This is a genomic window from Bradyrhizobium xenonodulans, from assembly GCF_027594865.1.
GTDB lineage: Bacteria > Pseudomonadota > Alphaproteobacteria > Rhizobiales > Xanthobacteraceae > Bradyrhizobium > Bradyrhizobium xenonodulans.
Genome location: NZ_CP089391.1, coordinates 6,966,550 through 6,992,505, shown reverse-complemented (window position 1 = coordinate 6,992,505; position 25,956 = coordinate 6,966,550). Strand labels below are relative to the sequence as shown.

The 25,956-nt window shown below is 59.4% G+C and carries 20 protein-coding genes and 2 pseudogenes; 15 read left to right on the top strand and 7 right to left on the bottom strand.

Features of this window, described 5'->3' with window-relative positions:
* Nucleotides 1-37: 37 nt before the first annotated feature.
* From I3J27_RS33190 to I3J27_RS33165, 7 genes and pseudogenes are all read left to right on the top strand, one after another.
* Nucleotides 38-2,707: a non-ribosomal peptide synthetase gene (locus tag I3J27_RS33190; protein WP_270163094.1), complete on the top strand. Its 2,670-nt coding sequence runs from the start codon at nucleotides 38-40 to the stop codon at nucleotides 2,705-2,707.
* A gap of 255 nt (nucleotides 2,708-2,962) precedes the next feature.
* Entirely contained in the window at nucleotides 2,963-4,675 is a 1,713-nt protein-coding gene (locus I3J27_RS33185; RefSeq protein WP_306417035.1) for a HipA domain-containing protein, read from the top strand.
* A 292-nt stretch (nucleotides 4,676-4,967) separates the two neighbouring features.
* Entirely contained in the window at nucleotides 4,968-5,201 is a 234-nt protein-coding gene (locus I3J27_RS33180) for a hypothetical protein (protein WP_270163093.1), read from the top strand.
* A 45-nt stretch (nucleotides 5,202-5,246) separates the two neighbouring features.
* A complete protein-coding gene (locus I3J27_RS33175; RefSeq protein ID WP_270163092.1) occupies nucleotides 5,247-5,510 on the top strand; it encodes a hypothetical protein in 264 nt (87 codons plus the stop codon).
* A gap of 159 nt (nucleotides 5,511-5,669) precedes the next feature.
* On the top strand, nucleotides 5,670-6,536 hold the full coding sequence (locus I3J27_RS33170; protein WP_270163091.1) for a hypothetical protein: 867 nt from the start codon (nucleotides 5,670-5,672) through the stop codon (nucleotides 6,534-6,536).
* Between the two features lie 65 nt (nucleotides 6,537-6,601).
* A pseudogene (locus I3J27_RS39405) lies at nucleotides 6,602-6,796 on the top strand (hypothetical protein); the annotation flags it as partial.
* A gap of 186 nt (nucleotides 6,797-6,982) precedes the next feature.
* Nucleotides 6,983-7,594, top strand: a complete 612-nt coding sequence (locus I3J27_RS33165) for a hypothetical protein (RefSeq protein ID WP_270163090.1) — start codon at nucleotides 6,983-6,985, stop codon at nucleotides 7,592-7,594.
* A 371-nt stretch (nucleotides 7,595-7,965) separates the two neighbouring features.
* Here I3J27_RS33165 and I3J27_RS33160 read toward each other — a convergent pair.
* Nucleotides 7,966-8,298: pseudogene (locus I3J27_RS33160) on the bottom strand (integrase core domain-containing protein); the annotation flags it as partial.
* Between the two features lie 136 nt (nucleotides 8,299-8,434).
* Nucleotides 8,435-9,178 (bottom strand): outer membrane protein, encoded by a 744-nt coding sequence (locus tag I3J27_RS33155; RefSeq protein WP_270163089.1) that lies wholly within the window; start codon nucleotides 9,176-9,178, stop codon nucleotides 8,435-8,437.
* A gap of 928 nt (nucleotides 9,179-10,106) precedes the next feature.
* Here I3J27_RS33155 and metC point away from each other — a divergent pair.
* Together metC and dctA are read left to right on the top strand one after the other, a co-directional pair.
* On the top strand, nucleotides 10,107-11,354 hold the full coding sequence (gene metC, locus I3J27_RS33150) for a cystathionine beta-lyase (RefSeq protein WP_270163088.1): 1,248 nt from the start codon (nucleotides 10,107-10,109) through the stop codon (nucleotides 11,352-11,354).
* 225 nt (nucleotides 11,355-11,579) lie between these two features.
* The gene (dctA, locus tag I3J27_RS33145) at nucleotides 11,580-13,010 is read left to right on the top strand and encodes a C4-dicarboxylate transporter DctA (protein WP_270172934.1); all 1,431 of its coding nucleotides are present in this window, start codon (nucleotides 11,580-11,582) and stop codon (nucleotides 13,008-13,010) included.
* Nucleotides 13,011-13,136: 126 nt separating this feature from the next.
* Here dctA and I3J27_RS33140 read toward each other — a convergent pair whose 3' ends face one another.
* The 3 genes from I3J27_RS33140 to hisC all read right to left on the bottom strand — a co-directional run bounded on the left by I3J27_RS33140 (nucleotide 13,137) and on the right by hisC (nucleotide 17,017).
* Nucleotides 13,137-14,162: an LLM class flavin-dependent oxidoreductase gene (locus I3J27_RS33140; protein WP_270163087.1), complete on the bottom strand. Its 1,026-nt coding sequence runs from the start codon at nucleotides 14,160-14,162 to the stop codon at nucleotides 13,137-13,139.
* A gap of 434 nt (nucleotides 14,163-14,596) precedes the next feature.
* On the bottom strand, nucleotides 14,597-15,619 hold the full coding sequence (locus tag I3J27_RS33135; protein ID WP_270163086.1) for an LLM class flavin-dependent oxidoreductase: 1,023 nt from the start codon (nucleotides 15,617-15,619) through the stop codon (nucleotides 14,597-14,599).
* A gap of 297 nt (nucleotides 15,620-15,916) precedes the next feature.
* A complete protein-coding gene (gene hisC, locus I3J27_RS33130) occupies nucleotides 15,917-17,017 on the bottom strand; it encodes a histidinol-phosphate transaminase (RefSeq protein ID WP_270163085.1) in 1,101 nt (366 codons plus the stop codon).
* A 1,802-nt stretch (nucleotides 17,018-18,819) separates the two neighbouring features.
* On the opposite strand from hisC, the gene nifA reads away from it, so the two are divergent.
* The 6 genes from nifA to queE all read left to right on the top strand — a co-directional run bounded on the left by nifA (nucleotide 18,820) and on the right by queE (nucleotide 24,415).
* A complete protein-coding gene (nifA, locus tag I3J27_RS33125; RefSeq protein ID WP_270163084.1) occupies nucleotides 18,820-20,580 on the top strand; it encodes a nif-specific transcriptional activator NifA in 1,761 nt (586 codons plus the stop codon).
* 185 nt (nucleotides 20,581-20,765) lie between these two features.
* Entirely contained in the window at nucleotides 20,766-21,608 is an 843-nt protein-coding gene (locus tag I3J27_RS33120; protein WP_027544396.1) for an electron transfer flavoprotein subunit beta/FixA family protein, read from the top strand.
* Between the two features lie 119 nt (nucleotides 21,609-21,727).
* Nucleotides 21,728-21,976, top strand: a complete 249-nt coding sequence (locus I3J27_RS33115) for a hypothetical protein (protein WP_027544397.1) — start codon at nucleotides 21,728-21,730, stop codon at nucleotides 21,974-21,976.
* A gap of 711 nt (nucleotides 21,977-22,687) precedes the next feature.
* Nucleotides 22,688-23,305, top strand: coding sequence for a GTP cyclohydrolase I (gene folE / locus I3J27_RS33110; RefSeq protein ID WP_270163083.1), 618 nt, complete (start codon nucleotides 22,688-22,690; stop codon nucleotides 23,303-23,305).
* Between the two features lie 2 nt (nucleotides 23,306-23,307).
* On the top strand, nucleotides 23,308-23,772 hold the full coding sequence (locus I3J27_RS33105) for a 6-pyruvoyl trahydropterin synthase family protein (protein WP_234684934.1): 465 nt from the start codon (nucleotides 23,308-23,310) through the stop codon (nucleotides 23,770-23,772).
* Complete coding sequence (gene queE, locus I3J27_RS33100) at nucleotides 23,759-24,415, top strand: 7-carboxy-7-deazaguanine synthase QueE (RefSeq protein WP_270163082.1); 657 nt, start codon at nucleotides 23,759-23,761, stop codon at nucleotides 24,413-24,415. Before I3J27_RS33105 ends, queE begins: the two co-directional genes overlap by 14 nt.
* Nucleotides 24,416-24,543: 128 nt before the next feature.
* Here queE and I3J27_RS33095 read toward each other — a convergent pair whose 3' ends face one another.
* Nucleotides 24,544-24,984: a hypothetical protein gene (locus I3J27_RS33095; protein ID WP_270163081.1), complete on the bottom strand. Its 441-nt coding sequence runs from the start codon at nucleotides 24,982-24,984 to the stop codon at nucleotides 24,544-24,546.
* A 173-nt stretch (nucleotides 24,985-25,157) separates the two neighbouring features.
* On the bottom strand, nucleotides 25,158-25,673 hold the full coding sequence (locus tag I3J27_RS33090; protein WP_270163080.1) for a hypothetical protein: 516 nt from the start codon (nucleotides 25,671-25,673) through the stop codon (nucleotides 25,158-25,160).
* Between the last annotated feature and the right edge of the window lie 283 nt (nucleotides 25,674-25,956).

Sequence of the window (25,956 nt, the reverse complement as noted above, 5' to 3'; positions counted from 1 at the left end):
GCAATGCTATTTCTAAGCGACGACGAGGTGCGCGCGCATGACTGTTGCCCATGAAATGTTGGCGCCTCGGGAGAGCTTTTGGCGACAGCGGCTTGAGCGGTTCAAGTCATTGCAGCTTCCCTTTGTGTCGTTTTCACCAGAAGTGTCGCCCCGACGGCAGTCGAGCGCTTGGCTGTCTCCTGATGCTTTGGTCGAATTGGTGCCGATCGATCGCGCGGAGTGCGTACTAGCTGCTTTCCTGATCTATCTTGCCCGCATCACGGGTGAATCTGAGCTTCAACTCGGCTGGGAGCCCGCACCCAAGCGGCCGCAAGCGGGCCTGAACGCGGGTGAGGCGCTGGTCGCCTCCGTCGTTCCAATGGAGGTGGCCATTGATCTTGCTCATGACTTTGCGCAGGTGCACAGGGTTGTTGCAGCCGAATGCGCCGTCCTGAGAGCGCACGATAGTTTTGCCTGGGATCTGATCGCGCGCTGCCCGGCGTTGCGGGAGATCGGGATGTTACGGTCCTGCCGACCCTGGCCGATTAGCATCACCATCAGCGACATCGGCTCTCCCGCTGCTGGTGATCTGGCTTCGCGCGCCAGTTCGGACGCAGCTCCATGTGGTGATTTGCTGACGTTGGAAATCCGCGTGCTCGATGGAAGCTTTCGATGGCACTTTGATGCAAGTCCGCTGGCGTCCACGCAAATCGAGCGGATGACGACGCATCTGAACAATCTCTTGCACGCCGTGATGGCCGATACAGGGCAGCCGCTGGGACGGCTTGCGCTGTTGTCAGGTGAAGAGCGCACCTACCTCTTGGAGGAACTGAACCGAACGGCTCAGCCCTATCCGTCGCATAAGTGCATCCATGAGCTGTTCGAGACCGAGGTCCGGAAAGTGCCGCATGCGGTAGCGGTGGCCGATGCGGAGACAGACTTAAGTTATGGCGAGCTCAACAGCCGGGCGAACCGGCTGGCGCATCATCTCATTGGGCTTGGACTCAAGCCGGGGGATCGCGTCGCGACCGTGTTGGATCGCTCCATCGCCCTTGTCGTGGCGCAGCTGGCCATTCTGAAGGCAGGCGCGGTCTACGTACCGATCGATCGGGGGCTTCCATCCGCGCGACAGAGCTGGATGATGATTGACTGTGCTGTGCGCCTGGTGCTCGCGGCAACCGACAGTGACGGCGAGGTCGAGGCTGCCATTCCTGTTCAGGCCATTGAGCCAATCATCGCTGGAGAGGGATCTGATGCCGATCCAGGCTTGACATTGGCCGCCGAGGCCACCGCCTATGTGATGTACACGTCGGGGTCGACTGGCGTTCCCAAGGCGGTTGCTGTTCCTCATCGTGCCGTCAACCGGCTTGTGATCAACAATGGATATGCGGAGTTTAGCTGGAGTGATCGGGTAGCGTGGGTGGGCAATCCCGCCTTTAGTATCAGTACGCTGGAAGTCTGGGCGCCACTGCTCCACGGTGGACGCCTGATTGTTGTTCCACACACTGCCGTTCTGCAGCCGGATATCCTGTGCAGGCTGGTTCAGCAGAACAGCGTCACCGTGCTGCATTTGACAGCCGGACTGTTCAACCGGAGCGCCGATCATTTGGCGCCGGTGCTGGCGAGTTTGCGATTGCTATTGGTTGGCGGCGGTGCAGTCGATGTGGCGGTGGTCGCACGCGTGTTGCGCCAGTGTAGGCCGCAACGTCTGTTGCACTGCTATGGCGCAACCGAGACATCGACCTTTGCGACGGTCTGCGAGATCACCGCGATCGACGAGACAGCCGGTCGGCTGCCGATCGGCCGGCCGATCGCCAACACGCGGATCTACCTGCTGGACGGTGATGGCGCGCCCGTTCCGTTCGGGGCGGTGGGGGAGATCCATATCGGCGGCGCCGGCGTTGCCCGCGGCTATCTGAACCGGCCCGAGCTGACCGCGGAGCGGTTCGTGGCCGATCCGTTCAGCGGCGAGGCCGGCGCGCGGATGTACCGGACTGGCGACTTGGCGCGCTATCTGCCGGACGGCAATCTGGAGTTCCTGGGCCGCAATGACGATCGGGTCAAGATTCGCGGCTTCCGGATCGAGCCGGGCGAGATCGCGGCGCGGCTGGCCGAGGACCCGCTGGTGCGCGAGGTGGTCGTGGTGGCGCAACAGGATGGTCGTGGCGAGCCGCGCCTGGTTGGCTATGTCGTTCCGGCGGAGCACGGGGCCGAGGCCGATCTGGCCGCCACGCTGCGCAGGCACCTCAGTGCGCGGCTGCCGGACTACATGGTGCCGTCGGCGCTCGTGCGGGTCGCGGCGCTGCCGCTGACGCCGAACGGCAAGCTGGACCGCAACGCGCTGCCGGCTCCGGACGATGATGCCTTTGCGCGGGCCGGCTACGCTGCCCCGCAGGGCGAGATCGAGATCGCGCTCGCACAGATCTGGGCCGAGCTGCTCGGCGTCGAGCGGGTCGGACGCCACGACCACTTCTTCGAGCTCGGCGTCCACTCGCTGTTGGCGGTGCAGCTGATGGCGCGTCTGCGGCAGCTGTCGCTGGGGGTGGAGGTGAGCACCCTGTTCGCAAGGCCCGTGCTGGCCGATCTGGCGGCAAGCCTGGGCAGTCATCAGGAAGTGGCCGTCCCGGCCAACCTGATCACCGAACAGAGTGCGGCGATCACGCCGCAGATGCTGCCGCTGATCGCGCCGGCGCAGGACGAGTCTGCAGGATCAACTGGCGCGGCTTGAGGCCTATCGAACACGGCTGGTCGCCTGAACCGACCGGTTCGGAGTTGTCTGACCTTCGCGCATCTGAAATGCGTGATCGTCCTTGAAAACTGGCTCGATTTGACGACTTTCGCGTATCTGAAGTGCGGGGAAGTCTGTGACGATCCTCCTGGTCGGTGAGGCCATTGACAGGCGACGCGCCCATGCCCAGGCGTCGGCAGGCGATCGTCCGCGGGGTCTTATGCCCAAGCCAATGCCGATGTCGACACGGCGGTCTTGGCCCACGCCGTGCGCATCGCACATTATCTCTACCCGGCCGCTTATCTCTCGTCCGCCTCGGCCGCACTCCTGCAGCCAACCTCTGACGGTCGGCTTTTCCTCAGCGGACGTCGCGATCAGCGCACCCGGATTCGCACTCTCGAAATCGTCCAGAACGAGGCGCCGGCACATCCGTCGACAGCGCCTGCGATCGTAGGCGACGATCAGGGCGAGATCAGGATCGAGGTGTCGTCGCCGCGCCAGCGGTTCCTGGAAGCTTTCCGCCTCCGAAGCGAGCACGCCAGCGCCATCACCGACGAGCTTCGCGCGGACATGGCCACGCGGCTGGTCGAGGAGTTTGGATCACCACAAGCGGCGGCGGACGCGCTCTGGGCTTTGGCTCGCGAGAACGGATGGTATCGCGAGGGCGAGGGCGCCGAGCGCTACCTGACGACACGCCCGGCGATCGGCAAGGCCGCTACGAACAAGGCAGCGCTTGAGCGGATCGTGGCCTGGCATGGCCAGCCCCTCGGCCGCCTGACGCATGACGGCTTCGAATGGCGCTGGAAGGCCGCGGCAAATACGGCGCCGCCGCTCGTCCGCCAGACGGCGCCCGGCAAGCTGCCAGCCTTTGTGGAGTCCCTCTTGCCGGAAGGCTGGCTCGCCCAGGTTCTTCACGAGCGCGATGATCGCGACGCCATTCGGCACGGCAAGCGGTTCATGTCGAACATCGCGGTCGTCGCGACCAAGAAGGAGCTCGACGTCCTGCCGCTCGACGTCCTGCAGGCGCCGCTCGCGAAGTTTGCCAAGCGCGGGCAATTCATAGGACGCTATGTCGGCCCGTCGAGGGGTGAGCTGGAGCAGAGCTTCGAGGAGAACCTTGCGCAACTATTTGAGCGCGCGGAAACGCCTCGTCTGTCCGGCGTGCAAATCAAGGCGCCGATGTGCCTGGCGTCCGACGGCGCGCTGATCGCGGCGATCGACGCGCCGTTCACTCACATCCTCAAGCCCGCCGGGACGGCCGGCTTCGAGGCGCTGCCAATCGTCGAATGGATATGCCTGGAGCTCGGTCGCGCAGCGGGGTTCGTCGTTCCCGACGCGGCGCTCGTCGGCATGCCCGACCGCATGGCGCCCGCACTCGTCGTCGAGCGGTTCGACATCAGGCGAGATAAGACTGACAAGCGCCGCCTTGCGCTCGATGACTTTTGCTCGGTGCTCGACTTGCCCGCGTCGGCCAAGTACGACGGCACCATCGAGGGCGTGGCGCGCGGGCTTCGACCGCTGTCCACCGATCCCGCCGACGATCTCGATATTCTCTTCCGGCTCGCACTGTTCGCGTGGTTGGTAGCCGACGGGGACATGCACCTCAAAAACCTGGCGCTGCTGAGGGTCGCCGCGCCCGGCGTGCGGCAATTTGAAAGCGTCCGGTTCGCGCCGCTCTATGACGCCGTCACCACGCGGGTCTTTCCCGGCCTCGCCAGCGATCGCATGGCGCTAAAGCTGAGCGGGAAGGACGAACGGCTCACGCCACGTGATTTTCTGACGCTCGCCCGCACGATCGAGCTTTCCATCGCGCGTGCGGAAGAGGCTATGGCGAGCGTCACGGCGGCGACGCGCAAAGCCGCGGGCGCCATCTCGCTGCCAGTAATGGCGCGGGACGGCGAAGGCGCCAAGTCCGTAGAGGAACGCGTCAAGGCGATCGTCGCCGAGCGATGCGGCGCGTTCGCATGAGCCTTCATATACTTGCGGCTCGTTGATATCTGCCTGCGTCGGCGGAAGCTACTACTGACTCCCAAAACACACGCACGTAAGAGCAATTTTGAGCAGCGCATGGCGCCCCCTTTCCTCGGCGAGAACAAATCTAACTGGACGGATATGTCCGACGGCGTGGTCCACTTCGCGAAGGACTACCAGAAGAAGAGCGCTTACGATAACATGCTCAGCATATTGAGTAGCCGGGTCATCAAGGCCAGGAATCCATTCGGCTTGGTGCGGGAAAGGGCGCCGGACCCGAAATCCCAATGTGTCGCCTGTTTCAGCGAGATTCCACTGCACCGGCGACGTCCTTACCGGCGGTGCCGGGCCGGACATGTTTGTATTTCGTCCGAATTTCGGGACAAATACGATTACTGACTTCAATGTCATCAACGACGTACTTCAGCTCGACAAATCCATCTTCCTGAGCATTTCAGACATGCTCAATCATTCGACGAATACATCGGTAGGTGCCGTCATCAATGATGGTCAGGAGACATGATCACGCTCAGCGGAGTGACGCTTGCGCTGCTGCAGGCGCACCAGAATGAATTCCATTTGGTATAACCTTGAGATGTCGGTGGTATTGACAGCGAAATGGACGGGAGATCAGATATTGGGAAAGAAAGGATCTCTTCTGGATGATCCGGATCTCTTCTGGATGATCACTCACGAACGCGATCATTCGCCTGCGCTTCTCCTGACCGCACCTCGTGTGGCGGCATCGCCGCGCACTACCTTTTGCTCCTTGAACCTCTGGTTTGTGGCATTCTACCTCAAAGGTAGCGAAAAAGCTGCTATGTCTGCGTGATGCCCAACCGGAAGGATGATCATGACAGCAATAAGGGGCGACATAATCCGTCAAGTTCACTCCGTAAGCATGGAGCAAGCTCCCACGCATGATGGATTTCTCGTCTTCAGGAGGAGTGACACGCGAAAGCGGATCAACATCACAACCGATAGGTATCGCTTGAATGATCAAAAGTGGGCGGAGATCTTGCGCGTGTTTGGTCCTGCAGGAGCAAGAACGTTGCGTGACCTGAAGGCCGAGATCGATGGTGAAGGCGATATAACGAGCCTTACAGTTGAGCCTGAAGACGTCGAGTATTTCGGCACCAAAATGTCTCTTCCGGCAGCAACGATTAGGTTTGAGAAGCCCAGGTTTGGCGAACCGCTCGCTGATCTGATCGCTTATCAGCAATGTATGGAACAAATTGTCTCGCGTCGCACATTTGTGCACCGGCTGTTCTCGCTCGCGGACAGCGAAGAGGCCAATAAGATTGCAAACCCGGAGATATACGTCTCATTGTTCGATTTATCGGGACGCGAAATTGTCGAGTCGATGGCTATCCATTACCGGAAAATCTTTGAGCTAATGATCTATGCGTGTTGGACGGCGTTCGAGCCTCGCATGAAGATGTCCTACGAAGCAAACCAGCTGAAGAACATCCATCAGTGCTTGCGAGACAAATTTCCCGCTGTCCATACGTTTATGGTTCCTATGTTTGCCAATAGTTTCGAGCCAATCCCCCCGGACAAGCGGGAAGGATTCGATTTCGATGAGCTTTTGGAAGCATATGGTTTCAGCAGCAAAATCGTACATGAAACCGGCCCCTATCGGCGGCCGTTTGATGTGATATTGGCCCTGCATAAATTCGTCGAGTGGAATTCCAGGCTTCTAACGGTATTGGCCCTGCACCGAATTCAGATAAGTTCTTCAGAATTCGTTTTTTGTAGATGTCGAGGGGATGGGAAGGTATTCGTTTGGATAGACGGTAACAAGCCAATAGTGGTACCGCGAGGTGCGCTGGAAACTGCAACACAGCAAGCATTGTAGCGAGCTTGGATTCAGGCCGGTCGAAAGCGAACGGTTGAGCGAGAGGTCCGTGAACCTTGGGGCACATGGATAAGGGACCCGGAATTGGTGAGGCTAGACTGGGCGGGCGTTATACGCTCTTGGCGCAAGTCAAAGCGTCGACCGAGAGCACGAAGTTATATATCGGCCAAAAGGGACAGTGCCGCTATTGTGGCGAGAGCGACCGGCGGGTTTTCAAAAGCGAGGCGCACGCCTTTCCTCAAGGCCTGGGAAATCGCTGGGTGATCTCTCGCGACGAGTGTGACAAGTGCAACCAGTTGTTCTCAAGATATGATGACGCCATCGTTAGAGCCGTGGCGCCTTTGCTGACACTTGGTGCTACGAAGGGGAAATCCAACAAGGTCAGGCAGACAGGACGATCAGCCGGCCCCGCGGTCTTGTCTCGCCGCGATGGAAGGGATCGGCCCTTGCTGTTCATCCGCTCGGTCGATTCGGGAACGTCGGAGCAAATGGGCCTTACTCCGGAGGGAGCATTGCTTCTGAAATTCCCGATAGCGAACGACCCATTCAAACCAAGATACGCCTACAAGGCGCTCGTCAAAATGGCTATCGCCTTGCTTCCCGATGCTGAAATTGCAAACTATAGCAGCTTGCGCGCATGGCTCCTCGATCCTGATGACGCGCTTGAATTTCCGCATCTCGACGTGGGGGTCTCTTTTGCCTCGATCGGCAACGCACCCGAACTTCTAGCGGGCGCACTCCTTCGTCGAAGCGATCCAAAGGATTTGGTGCCGCATATTTTGTTTGTATTCTGCGCAGGCTCCGTTTGTTTCCAAATTGACCTCATGTCGGATCACCTTGAGGACCATCTGCCGCCTCTGCCCCCAGGTACGACCAATATCGAATGGACCAATACTGTTGGTAGTCCGAACCGGCCCGAGACTATCTCATTCGACTATGGCCGTCCCAAGCACCTCAATTGGTCGTCCGCGCAAAGTCAGCCGCAACCCGTCAAAGAAATCGTCCTTGAATTCAATCCGCTTACCAGCAATGGCCCGCTGACCCCGATCTTTCGATAACCCGAGCGGCGTTATCTGCGAGAGGTTCGGGGTACGAAATGATGCCGGTTAGGGATTGACGGTGACGTCAGAGAATGCAGGACCGTGCGCCTCGGGGATGGCGGGATGAAAGGCATCTCTGGTTTCATTTCGTCAAAAGCAAGATGCTGATGTTGCCGGTCAACTTGGTCTAGGTGAGCCAGCTGTGCTCGAAGGAAGAAATTCGAAGGTTATTCTGCTTGCCTGGCCGCACTCCACCTGCGGCAGCCGCCTGCGCCTCTTTGCAGGCCAAGGTGAAATAGCTTCAGCTCCTCAAGTGGCCGAAGTTGCCCTTGGTCGGCATTGAAGAGCAGGCGTATTTGATTTCCTTCTCCTGGCCTTGCCCCCAAGTTTTATCCAATCCTGAGTTCGCCCTGGCAGTTGGATTTGCCCAGTTGGGCGGTGGTAGCGACGGGAGCTGGCGCGGAGCTTTCGGCATAGCGCAGCGCCAGATCCCGGCGCGGGTGACAGGTGAAGGCGAACTCGGAGGGCGTATTCCATCCGAGCTGCGAGTGTCGTCGTGCATCGTTGTAATCGGCCCGCCAGCATCCGAGTGCGACGCGGGCCTGGGCCAGTGACGTGAACAGCGTCTCGTTCAGCAATTCATCCCGCAGCCGGCCGTTGAAGCTCTCGATGAAGCCATTCTGCATGGGCTTGCCCGGCGCAATGTAGTGCCATGCGACACGCAAGCTTAGCGTCGTGGCGCAACCCTGACCTGCACGAGAACGCGCGCAGCTCGTTGTTGGAGGCAAATGAACAGCTGAAAAAAGAGCCCCGGCCTGGGGGCCGGGGCTCTCGATCCGCCGCTCTAACGCGATGGAGTTAGTATTTGAGAACGACCGGGCCCCAGAACTTGTAGTTCAGCCGCGCGGTCAGCAGGTCGAAATCCTGCCCGACGCGATCGCTAGCGACCGCACCCGCGGGGGTGCTGAAGTTCACGTTAGCGTCGTGCCGGAATATATGGTCGTACTCGACGCCGACCGACCAATTCGGCGCGAAGCCGAGTTCGATGCCCGCCCCGACCACGCCGCCCCAGCGGGTATTGTCGGTGCTCGCCAGCGGCGCGCCGGCGAGAGTGTTGATCTGATAGGTATTGCCGGTCACCGCGGCACCGCCCTTGGCGTAGAGCAATACGTTGTTGATGGCATAGCCGACCTGGCCTGTAAGCAGACCGAACGAACCGGTCTTCGTCTGATTGATGTTGCCCGGGAAGGCGGTGCTGACATTGGAGCCGCTGAAATCGGCCCAGTTGCCTTGGCCTTCGACACCGAAAACCACCTGGCCCGTCTGCCAGCGATAGCCGAACTGGCCACCAACGGTTCCGCCGCTCGCGTCGTGAGAGCCCTCGGGCGTGACGCCTCCAAAATCCCAGGAGCTATGGGTCGAACCCCAGCCGCCATTGGCACCAAGATAGAAACCGCTCCAGTCATAGATTGCGGCCGCGACCGGTGCTGGCGGCGGCGGTGCCTTGGTGTAGATGGGCTGCTGAGCGAGATCGGCGGCGAATGCGGGTGCTGCCCCGATCAACGCGACGATGCTGGCAGTCACAAGCAACAACTTCTTCATTTCGAATACGCTCCTTCACATGTCCCCTGCGCCACGCGCGTCTTAACAGTGCTGTCGCGAATTGCTGTAGCTGTCGCGCAACATTCTCGCTTCCAGAAGCGCTTGAATCTAACGCCGCGTCAGGTTTCGCGCTCGTCACTCATGATCAAACCGACGCAACACGCAGTGGTCCATCGTGTATCAAATCCAAGGGCGTGCGCGTCAACTCCAATATGGAAGTGAAGGCGTCATTGCACTTGAACCAGAGCGATCACGACAGGCGCGTGCACTGAATCAGCGACGATCGTAGAGAATCGAGCGAGTGCTATCATGTCGTTCCATTTCCTCTGATCGTCACGACCCGGAAACCGGAAACAGCCACTATCTGGTCCCTCATGACGGATCACGTCACGGTCCGTGACCGGCTGAAGGTTTAAGCGATCAAGACCGCACTGGCATCAAACGCGGCACGCACGCTGCTGGTTTACCTCGTTCACAACATCATCGGGAAAAGACAGTTCGCGCATAGTCGCCCGATAATGGCAGGTTCTCAACATGACTTGTTTCGTTCGAGACAAAGTGCGCGCGCGAGGCCCACGCCGCTGCGCATTCACGATGAGCCGTTGCGATCGAAGGCGCAGCATGTTTGGCCCGCCTCTTGCTTCGATGCGCTTAAAGGATTTGGCTCGACTTGATAGGAGGCGGTGAATGCCGGCCTGTTGGTGGATCTTGCAAGGGAGCGCGCTTTGATGCTGCGCCGTCCTGATGTGCGACCAATCTTGATGAGGCGAACGCAACGCAGGTGGCTCTGGTGCGAAGGAGCGAGCCGATTTCATTTGGAACGAGGAGGCGACCTACGAAAACGACTCGCATCGATTAGGGCCATCCGAACCGCACCTGGTGCCCTTCCCGCTGGCCAGGCCGAACACAATCTCAAAAGAAATAAGCAATGAAGTACCTGGAGGACAGCAAGGGCCTGGACATCGAGACCCGGCTTTCTCGTCTCGGCCGTGCGCCCGCCGAACATTCCGGGATGGTCAACATGCCCGTCTACCGGGGCTCCACAATTGTTTCGGAAACCCTGGAGGACTACGAATCGCGCAGGCAAAGCGATCCGACGGCGAACTACGGCCGCTTTGGCTCGCCTCTGTCCCGGGCACTCGAGCTTGCCGTTTGCGAACTGGAGGGCGGCTATCGCTCGCTCCTGTTTCCGTCGGGGCTCTCTGCCTGCACGCATTCGCTTCTCGGCGTTCTGCGCGCAGGCGACCACGTTCTGATCAGCGACGGCGTCTATACACCTCTCAGGACATTTGCAGACGAGGTTCTCTCAAGACTTCAGATCACGGTGCAATACTTCTCTCCAACGCAGCCTGCAGAGCTTGCGGCGAAAATCACCCAGAAGACCCGGGCCATCTATCTGGAATCACCTTCGTCTCTCACATTCGAGGTGCAAAATGTCCCTGCGCTTACTGCCACCGCCCGTCGCGCCGATGCGCTAGTGGTCATGGATAACACATGGGCAACGCCCCTGTATTTCAAGCCGTTTGCGCACGGCGTCGACATCTCGATCCAAGCGGCGACCAAATATATCGTCGGCCATTCAGACGCGCTGCTTGGTGTCGCGACCGCCAACGAATCGGCGTGGTCGGCGTTGCGATCAAGTGCCCATGATTTCGGGGAGATCGCTGGGCCGGACGACATCTATTTGGCCCTGAGGGGACTGCGTACCCTGGCCGTCCGCATGAAGCGTCATTGGGACAATGGCCTCAAGCTGGCCCAAAGCCTTCAGTCGCATCCAGCCGTCGACAACATCTTGCACCCGGCGTGTCCAGGCGATCCTGGCCATGCGCTTTGGAAACGAGACTTTTCGGGGGCGAGCGGCCTCTTTGGCGTTGCGCTGAAACCGATGTCGCAGCTGCAGCTTTCGACTTTCTTCAATAGGTTGCGGCTTTTTGGTATCGGCTGGTCCTGGGGCGGATATGAAAGCCTGGTGATGCATGTCGACCCATTGAAGCGCGCGGAACCATCGCTTGCACTCGCTGGACCGCTGATTCGGGTTCACGCGGGCTTGGAGGACGCAAGCGACCTGATCGCGGATATGTATCAAGCGCTCGACGCGGCTTGGGAGATAACGAGCAGTCGCCTTGATCCGGACAATGATGATGCGCCTGTCGCTGAGCTCTCCAAACGAGCTTAAGCGCAGTCAACTCGAAGCCGAACCTTGGCTTGGCCAAGAGAAGTCGGCAGTGAACGCGTAGTAAAGGGAACGCCATCGGCGCTTGTCGATGAAGAGCGAGAGACCCGCTCGTCATCGAGATGCTCCGGCCTACGATTCCTGGTCAGAAGTTCGCTCGCGGGATGGTGTCGGAACAGCTCCGATACCCCGTCAAGCGGGATCGCCGCCAAACCTGGGAGGAGCGTTATGACAACCATTGCAGCTGCGCCAACCGCGCGGGCGTCTCGGTCATGGTATAAGGTCCTCTACGTCCAGGTGTTGTTGGCAATCCTACTCGGCATCATCGTCGGCTGGGGCTGGCCGTCGCTTGCCACCTCTGACTGGATGAGGGCGCTCGGCGACGGCTTCATCAAGCTCATCAAGATGGTGATCGCGCCGATCATCTTCTGCACCGTGGTCTCCGGCATCGCTCATATTCAGGATGCGAAGAAGGTCGGCAGGGTGGGGATCAAGGCGCTGGTCTATTTCGAGATCGTCTCTACCCTCGCGCTCGTGATTGGTCTCGTCATGGGCAATCTGTTCCAGATCGGCCGCGGCCTTGCCGCCAAGCCCGATGCGACCGCAGTCGCCAATTATGTCGAGCAGGCAAAGGCGACCAAGTTCGTTGACTTTGTGCTTAGCATCATTCCAGACAGCGTAGTCGGCGCGCTCGCGCGCGGTGACATCCTGCAGGTGCTGCTGTTTGCGATTCTGCTCGGCTTTTCACTGATGGCGCTCGGAGAGCGCGGCGAGAGGCTGCGCAGCACGATCGACGACGCCGCGCAGGCCGTGTTCGGCGTGATCGCCATCATTATGAAGGCCGCGCCGATCGGAGCGTTCGCCGCCATGGCATTTACAATTGGCAAGTTCGGACCCGCGGCGCTGGCCAATCTGATCGGATTGATCGCGCTGTTCTACGCGACCGCCGCGCTATTCGTGATCGTGGTTCTCGGGCTGATCGCGCGGTTCGTTGGCTTCTCCATCTTCAAGTTCATCGCCTATCTCAAAGACGAGCTCTTGATTGTGCTCGGCACATCGTCCTCAGAGAGTGCGCTGCCACAGTTGATGGAGAAGCTCGAGCGGCTGGGCTGTTCGAAGCCCGTGGTCGGCCTCGTGGTGCCGACTGGCTATTCCTTCAATCTCGACGGCACTAACATCTATATGACGCTCGCGACGTTGTTCATCGCGCGCGCCCTCGGGCTCGACCTCGCTTTCGACCAGCAACTCACGATTTTGATCGTGGCGATGCTGACCTCAAAAGGGGCGAGCGGCGTCACCGGAGCTGGCTTCATCACGCTGGCAGCCACCCTGTCCGCGGTCAACCCCGCTCTGGTGCCAGGGATGGCGATCGTGTTCTCGATCGACAAGTTCATGAGCGAGGTGCGCGCACTCACCAATATCATAGGCAATGGCGTTGCCGTTGTGTTCGTGTCCTGGTGGGAAGGCGAGCTCGACCGGATCACGCTGCATGCACGCCTTGGCCGCCAGACCGATCTGCCCGATGTGGCAACGGCGATCGTGACGGCTGACGCTGTTCCTGCCTCGGAGGACACGCGCAATTTAGAGATTGCGCACGCAAAAGGAGGAAAGTGGACTGAACGCGCGCGTTGCAAACGCGGACGAACGCATTTGTCGTGATGCTGTTTCAGCGCGACCAACGCCTGATGGAGTAGGCGAAGATCGAGGTCGTGGGTGGTTCCGCGCTTTAACGAAATGCGAACGGGCATAGAAGGCGAGCTGCTGTTGAAACGGCAGAATGATGACTCAGGATTGGTCGAGCAACTCGGATTGGATCGTCCTCGCGGTGTAGAGGGAAGCATCTAGCGGCAAATTACCAAATGCGAGCTGACAAAGCAGGTAATTTGCGCCTGCTTCCTCCAGCTGATGAAGCAAAACGTTTCGAACGGAGCTCGGCGTTCCGACAACGCACAATTCGCTCTCGATTGCCGCATCGAATGTCAGCGGAAGGGGTTGTGGCGTCGGGATGTCATTGCGCTCGTAGAGGAATTTGAAGCTCCGCAGCCATTGCTCGTAAGCGGATCTGGCGAGCGAATAAGCGTCCGACTCAGATCGCCCAATCACGATCATGCGCAGCAAGCCAACAAATGGCCCACGATCAGGGGCGCTGGGGCTGCGCTCTCGATGGGTGTGGTAGGCATCGGTAATTTGGCGGACGCCGGCGGCGGGCCCGACGCAGGCGAGGTTAGCGCCATTGCCCGCGGCCCAGATGGCCGTCTCGGGCCGATTGGTAGTCACCCATATCGGGGGAGATGGACGCTGGTGAGTCGTTAATGTCAGAGGAACCTCACTCAACTGGAAATGTCGGCCTTGGTAGGACAGAACTCCACCCCTCATGGCCTTCTGGAGAATGTTGTTGGCTTCCTCATATCGGCTTGGCGCCGCATCCTCGCAAATTCCAAAGTAGCCCAACTCGACCGGCAGAGCGCCCCGCCCGAGACCCAGCTCGAGCCTGCCGCCGCTCAATTGATCGAGCATGCAGATCTCTTCAAAAGCGCGGAGCGGGTGATAGAGGTTAAGCAGCATCACCAATGGGCCAAGACGGAGGTGCCGCGTACGCTGCGCGAGACTCGACAGGAAAAGACTAGGCGAAGGGCCTCTTCCGTGGGGCGTGCAATGGTGCTCTGCCACGTGATACGCATAGAATCCGAGGCGGTCGTATGCCTCCGCCAACATGAGCCGATCTTCGTATTGATGGCCAATATCGCGGCCGTCGTCGTCCAGGTGATCGAAAATGCCGCAGGTGAGTTTTGACGAAGGCTGTTGTGCCATTAGAATATATCCTTGCTGAGGGGAAGGCCTGCTCGTTTTCTGGGCAGGGCTTAAGGGCCGTATTTGTTTTGGCCGCATCTCGCGAGCGTTGGGTCTGAGCTTTGATAGGTGCCGTCGGATCGAGCGACGAGATCGTTGTTCCGTTCCGCCTCCGTGACGCTGCGGTAAGCGCTCGATGCGCGGCCACTTGGTCGTCAGTTGTAATAGGTCAATGCTTGGCTTGAGCCGCTATCATCGTTTTCTCGTTCCATCAGTGGGATAACGAAATAAGTGGGCATCGACGCGCGGTTGGCTATCCACCTCGCTTCAGGCACTCTGAGATCGCGGCAACTGCAGCTAATGCCAATGCTGATGCGGATGCGGATGCAGTGGTCAAGGCCGTCATCTGGAAAAACGGCAACGAGTAACGGTGGCTTGCTGTACCAAATGACGACTTAGGGATGGCCTAGCAGCTCGGATTGGATGGTTCTTGCGGCGTATAGCGATGCATCTAGTGGTAAATTCCCAAATGCGAGCTGGCAAAGCAGGTAATTTGCGCCTCCCTCCTCCAGCTGATTGAGCAGAAGGCGTCGGACGGGCGTTGGTGTTCCGACGACGCACAATTCGCTCTCGATTGCCGCATCGAATGTCGGCGGAAGGGCCTGTGGCGTCGGGATATCATTGAGCTCGTAGAGGAATTTGAAGCTCCGCAGCCATTGCTCGTAGGCGGATCTGGCCAGCGAATAAGCGTCCGTCTCGGATCGCCCAATCACGACCATGCGCAGCAATCCAACAAATGGCCCGCGATCAGGGGCGCAGGGACTGCGCTCTCGATGTGTGCGGTAAGCATCGGAAATTTTGCGAACACCGACGGAGGGACCCACGCAGGCGAGGTTCGCGCCATTGCCAGCGGCCCAAATTGCCGTGTCGAGCCGATTGGTGGTCACCCATATCGGGGGAGATGGACGCTGGTGCGTCGTTAATGTCAGAGGAACCTCGTTCAACTGGAAATGTCGGCCTTGGTACGACAAGGCTCCGCCCGTCATGGCCTTTAGGAGGATGTCATTGGCTTCCTCGTACCGGCTTGGCGCCGCATCCTCGCAAATCCCGAAACAGCTTAACTCGACTGGAAGGCCACCACGTCCGAGACCCAGCTCGAGCCTGCCGCCGCTCAATTGATCAAGCATGCAGATCTCCTCAAAAGCGCGGAGCGGATGATAGAAGTTGAGCAGCATGACAAATGGGCCGAGACGAAGGTGCCGCGTACGCTGGGTGACACTCGACAGGAAAAGACCCGGCGAAGGACCTCTTCCATGGGGCGTGCAATGCTCTGCCACGTGATACGCATAGAAGCCGAGGCGATCGCATGCCTCCGCCAAGATAAGGCGATCTTCGTATTGACGACCAACATCGCGGCCGTCGTCGTCCAGGTGATCGAAAATCCCGCAGGTGAGTTTTGACGAAGGCTGTTGTGTCATTTGCATAGATCCTTTTTGGGCGGAATGCCTGCTCGTTCCCCAGGAAGGCTTAAGGGCGCCGCATTTATTATGGCCACATCTCACGACCGTCGGGTCTGAACTTCGATGGGTGCCCGTGCGTCGAGCGCACGAGATCGTTGTCTCGCTTCAGCCCTGCAACACGCGCAGGGGCAAGCACTCAACGCGCGGTCACTTAGCCGTCACCTGCATGGGTCCTCGCCTGGCTCGAGCTGCTATCATCGGCTTCCTGTTTCATCAGCAGTATAACGAAGAGAGTGGACATCGACGCGCGGTTGGCTATCCACCTCGCTTCAGGCGTTCTGAGATCGCGGCAACGGCCGCTAAAAACGAGTCCATTTGTTCTTTTGTGCCAATGCTGATGCGGATGCAGTGGTCGAGGCCGTCATCTGGAAAAACGGCAACGAGTACTCCTTCCCTCTCCAGTGCGGCGTGCCACCACCTGCCGTCCTGTCCGTTCGGGACACGCGCCAGCAAGAAATTGGTATGAGAGGGCGCGACGCGGAACCCGAAATGACGCAGTGCGGCCGCAACTCGTTCTCTCTCGTGCCTGATGTGTCTATGGTTCTCTTCGTAGGCCGCGCGATGTGAAAGGATGCTGACGCCGACCGCATGCGCTATGACATTCATGTTGAAGACGTTCTGGATATTCCGCAGTCTTCCAATCAGCTCTGGATGACCAAGGCCAAAGCCGACGCGAATGCCGGCGGCCGCATAGCTCTTTGAAAGCGTTCTGAGAAGCAGAAGATTGGGGTGGCGGCGGACGAGCCGTAGACCGTTATCAGGTGCGAAGTCGACATAGGCTTCATCCAACACGACCAAGCGGTCAGATTGTGCCACGAGGCGTTCGATGTCGGCGATGGGGGCGAACGTCCCCGTCGGATTGTTCGGATTAGCCAACAAGATGAACTTGGCGTCCTTTGCCGGACCGAAGAGCAGCTGATCAATCGGAATCGAATGCGAGTCGCTCCACAAAACTTCAAGAAATTTAGCGCTCTGCAACACAGCTAGCTTACGATTGAACGAAAACCCGGGAGACAGCATTGCGACGCTATCGCCCGGCGCAAGAAAGGCCCTGTAGATCAGGCCGAGAAGCTCCGACGATCCGTTGCCGGCGATCACATGGTCCTTTGAGAAGCCGTAGGCATTGGCGGCAGCCTCCCTCAAACCGATGTTATCGTCTTCCGGATACAGATACTGACGCTCGAGCGCCGAGATTGCACTTCGCCATACCATTGTTGGTAGTGGAAATGGGTTCTCATTGGTGTTTAGTTTCACGTAACGCGCATCTGGCGCCCGCTGGCCGGGCGACTGGGCTTCTAGATCCTTAGCCGGCTGCGCCAGAGAAGAGAGCACACTTTGCAGTTTTGCATCGACCATATTCTTGTCCCTCTTGATACGCAGACGGCAGTCGCCATTAAGAGTGTGCTTGACGGTCTAGCGAGAAATCCGTTTCGCACAGCTGACGTGGCGTCGCCTGGCTCGTTGGCGGTGCACGAGCCAAAAGGCGGCGGTTAAGATGCAGCGATCTGGTTGTTTGTTCGCGGGGTTGCGATCGCTCTGTCAATCTCAGCCGACTGCGCGCAGCCGAGTCTGGTCGCTAAGCCAGCCCTTGCAGTCCCAGCACGATCGAGCCGCAAGCCTTGGTTTGAAAGTCGGTACATTGGCAGCGTCATGCGATGCTCCCCGGCGAGGCACTGACCTGCGCCGGCTGTTCTGAAGGCCGTGGCGGCCTGTTTGCCGAAGCTACAATTTGACGCTACGTGCGAATCAAGTCCTGTCGACGTGCTCGTCGCACGAATTCGCGCAAGCTTGTGGCTGAACGTTCGTTGGGCCTAGCTCGGGCTTTGAGAGCGCGTGCGGCGAATCAAGGGCGGTTCGGGAGCTATCACGGCAAGATCGGTCGCCGGGGCGAGCGCCGGACGGCTCTCGGGCAATCGACTGTTGGAATTCTGCCCTATGTCAGAAAGCAAACACAGCCCATGTCCTAAGTCCGCGCCCCTTCGCGAGACGACATTTGGCTGCGAAGTCTTACGTTGTTGATCGCAGTGGCCCAGATCCTGCAACGCGCCCAAAGATCGCGTTATGAGAATAAGGTGTGTGTTTGTGCCTCGATCTTGGCGAAGAACGTGGGAAATTCGGTCGGCCGGAGCCGACGACTGGCGCCCATCGGCCTCACGCTCTTCGAAGGTAACATCCTGAGCGAGGACGCAAGACGCTGGTTCCGGCCGCGGCCTCGCACAATCCCGAGCTCCTCGGCGGAGCGCCGTCTCGGCCAGCCGGCAGGCCGATGGCTCGCTGCACTCATCCGCCGCTTCAACGTGAGCGATTCAGGTGCGACCCTGCAACCAGTGTCAAGATCGAGGTCAATCGCAGCAGATATCGGCAGCTATTATTCGGCGCCCTAGACGTCGATGAACGGCTCGCGAGCGCAATCGCATGCATCGATCGACAGTGGCGGCATTCCTGCGACGTCGCCGGACGTCACCAAGCTCGCCGTTGACGAGTTCAGTCAAGACTGCGCTCGGCCTATTCCACTTGAATCGGGGACCCGATGTGAACCGCATGTTGTTGTTCGTCAGCTAAGAGCCACGCCGACATCGATACTGTGATCGCCGGCGTTTGCGCGTTCGCCGGCCTTTGCAAGCAGCGATTAGCCCCTCGCAAAGCGAGGTTACCGAGTCTTACGAGCGAAATCGCACGCACCAACACACCGCGTCAGATTCCGGGCAATTGCGATTGCATGCGAGAGCAGCGTTTTGTCGCACGTGAGGAATGAGCATCCCTGCAAAACATCGGCGACTCCTCGCGTGGGACTGCACCAGAAGAGACCGCTAGCATCGCATTCCAATGTTTGGCCGGGAAAAAATCCCATTCTGATCGGGAAAAAGATGACGCATGCGCCAAGTTGTTATTCAAAGGTTGCCGACGGCTCGCGGTCGGCTACAGATGGAGTCGGAAAATCGTTGATGCAGGTCCATGGAACTCGTGCCGTGCACTGTGAACACAGGACGACCTCATAACAAGGACGTTAGGACCACGATGCGTTTATAGCAGTGCCATGAAAGAGCGCTATGTCTAGCTGGCGACCTGAATTGCGCACGAGCATCAGGCGCAGCATCAAACTCGCAAAATCCAAACAAGATGGTAGGGAGGATGCTGAAAATAACGGAGACGTCGTCATGTTGAACATCGCTTCCGCACACGAAAGGCCTGACTCAGTGTCGGAGACGAGCCAAACTGTTCCCATTGTGACGCTGCACGAAAGCGCCATTGTCGGGATCTTCGAAATCTCGAAGATACTCGCCGCCCCCTGCCGGCTCGAGCTCACGTTGGCCAACGTCGTGGATATTCTGCATTCGTTTGTTCAGATGCGGCACGGCATCGTCTCGCTTTTCGACCATGATGGCCAGCCAGACATTACGGTCGGCGTCGGCTGGACCGAAGGCAGCGACGAGCGGTACCGGACGCGGCTCCCACCGAAAGCGATTGATCAGATCGTGGCGACGGACATGCCGCTCGTGGCCGAGGACATCGCAGTCCATTCGGCGTTCACGACGGCCGACCTCGAGGTGCTCGGTGCCAGCGATAACGCACGGGTGTCGTTCATCGGCGTTCCCATTCGGATCGACGCGAAAGCAGTTGGCGCGCTGACCATCGACCGTGTTCTGGACGACAGCTCAAGCATACGGCTCGAATACGACGTCAGACTTCTCACCATGATCGCCAATCTGGTCGGGCAGACCGTGAAGCTGCATCGGCTCTTTGCGACAGACCGCGAGCGACTGATGGCGGAAAAGGATCGATTGCAAAAGCAATTGGCCGAAATCCAACAACCCGCTCGCGAGCGCAAGAAGGTCAATGTGGAAGGCATCATTGGCGATAGTCCGGCGCTGCGCGCGCTGCTCGACAAGATCGCGGTGGTTGCCAAATCGAATAGCACGGTTCTGCTGCGCGGCGAATCCGGTACCGGGAAGGAGCTGGTGGCCAAGGCTATTCACGCCCTCTCGGCGCGCTCCAAGCGGCCGTTCATCAAGCTCAACTGTGCGGCGCTCCCCGAGACCGTTCTGGAGTCCGAATTGTTCGGCCATGAGAAAGGTGCTTTTACCGGCGCCTTCAGTTCGCGCAAGGGGCGCTTTGAGCTGGCCGATAAGGGTACGCTGTTTCTGGACGAGATCGGAGAGATCTCGCCCTCGTTTCAGGCAAAGCTGCTGCGCGTCCTGCAGGAGCAGGAATTCGAGCGTGTCGGCAGCAATCAGACCATGAAAGTCGACGTTCGCGTCATTGCAGCTACGAACAGAAACCTGGAGGAAGCGGTCGCAAATAACGGGTTCCGCGCTGACCTCTATTACCGTGTGAGCGTGGTTCCCTTGCTGCTGCCGCCCCTGCGCGAAAGGCGCAGCGACATTCCGCTGCTCGCCGCCGAGTTTCTCAGGAATTTCAACAGCGAAAACGGCCGCACGTTGACATTCGATCAAGGTGCGACGGACGTTTTGATGAATTGCGGGTTTCCGGGTAACGTCCGTGAACTCGAAAATTGCGTGCAGCGGACAGCGACCCTCGCCCCAGGACCTTCGATCTGCAGAGACGACTTCGCCTGCTGCCACGGCCAGTGCCTTTCGGCGATGCTGTGGAAGGGGGGATCTGAAGACGTGGCGCCGCATGCGCGCCCAACTTGCGCAGGGGCCCCGAAGCCGAGCAGCGCTGAAGCTGGTCGGTCGACCGCCGGCGCTGTCCCGCCTGTCCGGGACGCGCAGGCTGGGCTGGGTCCAGCCGGCGCCGCGCTCGTAAGTACCGGACAGATGACCGATCCCGAGCGCGTCACCGCGGCCATGGAGCGGTCGGGTTGGGTTCAGGCAAAGGCGGCGCGCCTGCTTGGCGTTACTCCCCGCCAGATTGGCTACGCGCTGAGGAAATACGGCATCGAGATCAAGCGTTTCTGAGCGGTGTGGGGGCGGTGCGACCATAGCGCTGTCGCGATGACGACGAATGTCCGAAATGCGTCTGCACGTGTTGGAGCACGTCAGGCTCTCAGAACTTGTTGTTTACATCGACTCATGCCTTAAACCGCAAATGGTACGACATTTGCTGTGCTTTCTGTGGATTTCGAAGGTCTCTGGAGAAGCACATGCACAATGTCGTCTGCATCAAGCAGGTCCCTGATTCCGCACAGATCCGCGTGCACCCTGTGACCAACACGATCATGCGTCAGGGTGTGCCCACCATCATCAATCCTTACGATTTGTTCGCGCTCGAAGCTGCGCTCGATCTGCGCGACAAGTTTGGTGGTGAGATCACCGTCCTTACAATGGGCCCACCCTCGGCCGAGGACACTCTTCGGAAAGCCCTCACCTTTGGCGCCGATCGCGCGGTGCTGCTGACCGACCGTTGCTTCGCGGGTGCGGACACCCTGGCAACCACCTACGCACTCGCGACCGCCATCCGCAAGATCGGCAAGGATTATGGCCAGCCTGACCTCATATTCACGGGCAAGCAGACGATCGATGGCGACACCGCGCAGGTCGGGCCTGGTATCGCAAGGCGGCTTGCTGTGCAACAGCTAACCTATGTTGCCAAGATCATGACCATCGATCTCACCGCGCGCACAATCGAAGCGGAGCGGCGCTGCGAGGGCGGCACCCAGGTGCTGCGCGCAAGCCTGCCGTCGCTCATCACCATGATGGAGGCCACCAACCAGATTCGCCGTGGCGCAATGGCAGATGCTTTGCGCGCCGCTCGAGCGCCAATTGTAAAATGGAACGCCCAGGAGGCTGGCGTCGAGGATGTTTCAAAATGCGGTCTCAGGGGCTCGCCCACCGTTGTTAAACGCGTCTTCGCGCCCTCGGCGCGCGCAGAGAAGGCAGCCATCGTGGATGCTGCCGAGCAGCCGGCGCAAGCCTTGATCGACACCATTTTCAAGCAGAAGCCCAAGCTTGAAGCTGAGCTTGCCGCTCTCGCCCGAGGCTCATGACCCGGGGAGAGGTTCGGGCGATCGGCAAGGACGAGCAGCGGCCGTCGACGAGCTTACGCCGGGGCAGCGCAGGTGGGTGGACAGAGCGTTAAGCCGAAAGTTGCAGGCTACGAGTGGCGATGATCCTGCGATTCCACTGCGCCGTCGAGCATTTGGACGTGTGGAGTGCAAGCGGACATGGCTTCTCCTTCGTGATCGCTTATGCGAGCCGCGCAGGCCACGGCTTTCGCGGACGTCCCGGCTATGTGGCGTCATGGCGCCCGCTTCATCGAAGTCGTAGTGCAATCAAGATCGCTGGCTCGCCCTTCACAACGTTCGCCGACGCCGAGCAGGCCTGCAACTCGATGCTGAAGCATCTGAGAGCGTGAAGCTCAGAGCCGATGCGCTGCAATGAACGGGAGCGTCAACCACATATGGCGATTGGCCCCCACTATGTCGGTGCGAAGGCGGCTCGCACATTTGCGGCCGAGACGTTCCTTTTCTGGCGTTGCATCTTGCCTCGCCTCTTGGTTTCCACATCGAGCCGCTCGGCCGCGGACTTCAGCCCCACTTAGGGGGCGTCATGTCTCTGGCAGTCGATTGGGTCGTAGAAGAGTGGCCGTATCGTCGTATCAGTCGCCGTCGGGTCGAAGACGCCCATGTCGGGGGACGAACGCGACGGCGTATCCCATCCGCGCAAGCGGTGCAAAGCCCGTGGTCTTCTTCGGGCAACCTCGCGCAGAGTCGTATCCGGCATGCTGATTGCTAGAGATGAGAAGACCCATTTCAACAATTGCGGTCCTCGGAGCGACCACCCCAGGAGTTCATCTCAAATGTATCGAATTTGTGCATTGAAAAGCTTCGCCTGCACCGCTGACTAGCGTCCGGTCTTTGAAGTGCCCTCAATCGCAGGTTATGCCCCAAATGCCTTTTCTCCAGGCGGCCATTTCTCAGTTCTTTCGGCCGACGGATCAGATGGCGGGGGCGGATCACGCGATCGGACTGCAGATCAGTCCTCGGCGGAAACAGGGCAAAGTGTCAGGCAGGAAGTTTTGATAAGCTCAACGCAGGCAATTCGTAAACGCCTCCTCGAAGCTGGCGTGTCGTTTGCGCCAAACGCCAACATCGCAAAACACCTGCTGCCCGGTGACATTGAGGTGATACAGACCGAGGTCGAGCGGCACATGCAGGCCGTACTGGATGCCCTGGTCATCGATACCAATCACGACCACAATACGCAGGGGACCGCGAAGCGAATTGCCAAAATGTACGTGCGCGAGGTGTTTGCCGGCCGCTTTGAGGCCGCGCCCGAGGTCACGGAGTGTCAGAACGACAGCGGTCTGGATGCGGTCTACTCGCTTGGCCCTATCGCAGTACGTTCTGCGTGCGCCCACCACCTTGTCCCCGTCACCGGCCGCATATGGGTCGGTGTTCTGCCTGGTGACAAGCTGATCGGTATCAGCAAGTTTGTGCGCCTCGCCAACTGGATCTTGTCGCGACCCCACCTGCAAGAGGAAGCCACCCTCATGCTGGCGGACGAGCTCGAGGGCCGTCTCAAGCCGAAGGGATTGGCCGTCGTCCTCAAGGCACAGCATCAGTGCATGGTCTGGCGCGGTGTTCGCGAAACCGGAACCATCATGACGACCAGCATCATGCGCGGAGCCTTCCGCGACAGCAAGGCAATGCGTACCGAATTTATGGCGCAGATCAAGGACTAGACGTGGCATACTTATCGACGAAGACATACGGCCATGAGGTCGGCCTATCTGCCACGTTCCGCCAGTGGCGCGCAAAGTCGCATTGTCGCCTGCTGCACGGCTACTCGTTGTCGTTTCGTTTCGAGTTCGAAGCCTACACCCTGGACGACAAGAATTGGGTCGTCGATTTTGGCGGCCTCAAAGAGCTGAGGGCGATCCTCGAAGGTACGTTCGACCACAAGACGGTCGTGGCCGCGGACGACCCCGAGCTCGAATGGTTTCGCGAAGCCGCACGGCGCGGCTTAGCAGACGTCGTTGTCCTGCCGGCAGTTGGCTGTGAAAAATTTGCCGAACACGTCTACCGCGTCGGCAGCAACTGGTTGTCGGAAAAGGGACTTGCTCCGCGTTGCCGGCTGGTGTCAGTCGAGGTGAAGGAGCACGGCGCGAACAGCGCCATGTATCGGGAGGCAGGCCGTGCTGCCGATTAACGAAATATTTGAAACCATCCAGGGGGAAGCCTGCAAGGCAGGCACGCCGTCCGTGTTCGTACGGTTGCAGGCATGCCCGGTCAGGTGTCCGTGGTGCGACACCAAGCACACTTGGTTCGTCGATTCAGAGCGGCGGGTGTCGATAGCCGACATGATGATCAAGACCGAGGACACCAACACCTGGGCCATGATGTCGCCGGAGGACGTCCTGCTCGCTGTGCAGGCGTTCAGCGCCCGGCATGTCGTGATTACGGGTGGCGAGCCCGCGCTGTACGACCTGCGGCCACTGACCACGCTGCTTGTCGGTTCCGGATTCTCGGTGCAGTTGGAGACATCGGGCACCCAAGCCATTCAGGCGCATCCCTACACATGGGTGACCGTCAGTCCGAAAGTTGGCATGCCGGGTCGGCGATCCGTTCTGGGTGAGACCTTGCTGCGTGCCAATGAGATCAAACACCCGGTGGGCAAGCCTGCCGACATCCAAAACCTGCTGAGCCTGCCTATCGAGCACGCGCTCAAGCCAGAGATATGGCTACAACCATTGAGCCAAAGCCGGAAAGCGACGGAGCTGTGCATCCGAGAGGCAACTGTACGCAACTGGCGCGTCAGCATCCAAACGCAGAAGTATATCGGCGTGCGGTGAAGCCCGCTAAAGCAAACTGTCACAAAAGTCCACGTTTGCTACCGCGGAAATAGTTGTGAATTCGGACAACTTCACCGAAAACCGGGCTCCTCGGGCAAACCGAGCAGGAGCCGGGCAACGCAAGCCGCTTATTGGCTCCTCGCAGGCGCCTTGAAGAATCCTTCCTTTGCCAGGCGAAGATGTTTGTCCAGCGTCGTGTGCAGCGACGCACGAAGCTCAAGCGGGATCGAGTCGTCTGTATCGATCAGTTCCCGAATCTTCAGAAACATGCGGTCGATTGAGGTGAGCGTTGTCGTCATTCGCCCGGGTATCATCGGTTCTTCCTTAGCAACAGCCGCCGACGTCAAGCGAATAGCCAGATATTCTGGCGGCTCAATAATCTCGGCGGTGGCAAGCCAAGCCAGCTTTCGCCGCAACCGCAAGCCTACAATCTCACGCAGCGTAAGGTTCAAGCCCTTTCGATGGCCGAGTGGAGCTTTTTTCACTTTCAAAACAACGAAATGTGCCTCCTCGCAATCACCGGCATTGAGACAAGAGGCTCCATCGTCATGGCTAACGGTCGAGACCACGTTTGCGGGCACTTCCACACGCCCCGTCAAGCTCCACAAGGCCGGGCTTCAGTTTTGCGACCGATCATCGAGTCTTGACAGACATCAGCCCGTCCGCGGATGCCAGTGCAACGAGACCCCGATCGTGTCTGGTTCCGCGGGGACGGAATGAGGTAGGGTCGAGGGAAATCGCGTCAGGAGCGTCTGATTGTCAGGCCGGCATTCTCCAGCGCCTGGAGAACCTTGCTCGCAATGGCCCGCGCGTCAGCCTGCCCCTCACCGACCAAGTCAGCCGCCAGCGTCCGGGTAATCACATCGTGCGCATCCTCACGTTTGAGCGCCTCGAGCTCGGCATATTCGCCGCAGATCTTGCAGGCGATCACCGGCCGACCGCTCCAGGGATCGTGCGTTGCAACTTCATACCATTTGTCGGCCTCACATTTCGGGCAGCGCATAGGTGAACTCTCCTGATACGGTTCAGCGTGCTCGATCCGCTTGATCTGCCCTTTCGCTCCAAACCACGCATCTCGTCTGCTGCTGCCAACAGCCCATCGCGGCTGAGAAGCCGATCTTCTCGAAATGAGTCGGGAATACGATGCGGGGGCACAGCAATGGCGAATCCGTTCCGTCGGTCTGGCGAAGGACAATCCCCACGGCACCTGCAAATAGCGGTCCGTGAGAGCGTCCGATCGGCTCTGATGTTCATTCATCGTGATCATCCATATTGTCTCGGAGCGGCCAAAAGAGGCGTGATGTCCGCCGGCTCTGCTTACGAAGCTCCGCAGATCCAAGACGCGCGACCACGCTAGGCAAATATCCAAGGGACAAGGAGAATGGATCAATCAAAACGGGCCTTGAGAGAGCGATCTCACCAGCGCGCAATGCGGTCTGATTGCAGGCGATATCGCCATAGCTGACGGCCGCCGATCAGAGCACGGACCACAGATCAGTTGCGGCGCCGGTCGGAGACCGACCGGTGGCGCGCTGAACGAA

Excerpts from the sequence above, each read along its gene's own strand:
- I3J27_RS33190 (WP_270163094.1), top strand. The coding sequence starts at position 38 with ATGACTGTTGCCCATGAAATGTTGGCGCCTCGGGAGAGCTTTTGGCGA.
- I3J27_RS33175 (WP_270163092.1), top strand. The coding sequence starts at position 5,247 with ATGAATTCCATTTGGTATAACCTTGAGATGTCGGTGGTATTGACAGCG.
- I3J27_RS33155 (WP_270163089.1), bottom strand. The coding sequence starts at position 9,178 with ATGAAGAAGTTGTTGCTTGTGACTGCCAGCATCGTCGCGTTGATCGGG.
- metC (WP_270163088.1), top strand. The coding sequence starts at position 10,107 with ATGAAGTACCTGGAGGACAGCAAGGGCCTGGACATCGAGACCCGGCTT.
- dctA (WP_270172934.1), top strand. The coding sequence starts at position 11,580 with ATGACAACCATTGCAGCTGCGCCAACCGCGCGGGCGTCTCGGTCATGG.
- I3J27_RS33140 (WP_270163087.1), bottom strand. The coding sequence starts at position 14,162 with ATGGCACAACAGCCTTCGTCAAAACTCACCTGCGGCATTTTCGATCAC.
- I3J27_RS33135 (WP_270163086.1), bottom strand. The coding sequence starts at position 15,619 with ATGACACAACAGCCTTCGTCAAAACTCACCTGCGGGATTTTCGATCAC.
- hisC (WP_270163085.1), bottom strand. The coding sequence starts at position 17,017 with ATGGTCGATGCAAAACTGCAAAGTGTGCTCTCTTCTCTGGCGCAGCCG.
- nifA (WP_270163084.1), top strand. The coding sequence starts at position 18,820 with ATGTTGAACATCGCTTCCGCACACGAAAGGCCTGACTCAGTGTCGGAG.
- I3J27_RS33120 (WP_027544396.1), top strand. The coding sequence starts at position 20,766 with ATGCACAATGTCGTCTGCATCAAGCAGGTCCCTGATTCCGCACAGATC.
- I3J27_RS33115 (WP_027544397.1), top strand. The coding sequence starts at position 21,728 with ATGATCCTGCGATTCCACTGCGCCGTCGAGCATTTGGACGTGTGGAGT.
- I3J27_RS33090 (WP_270163080.1), bottom strand. The coding sequence starts at position 25,673 with ATGAATGAACATCAGAGCCGATCGGACGCTCTCACGGACCGCTATTTG.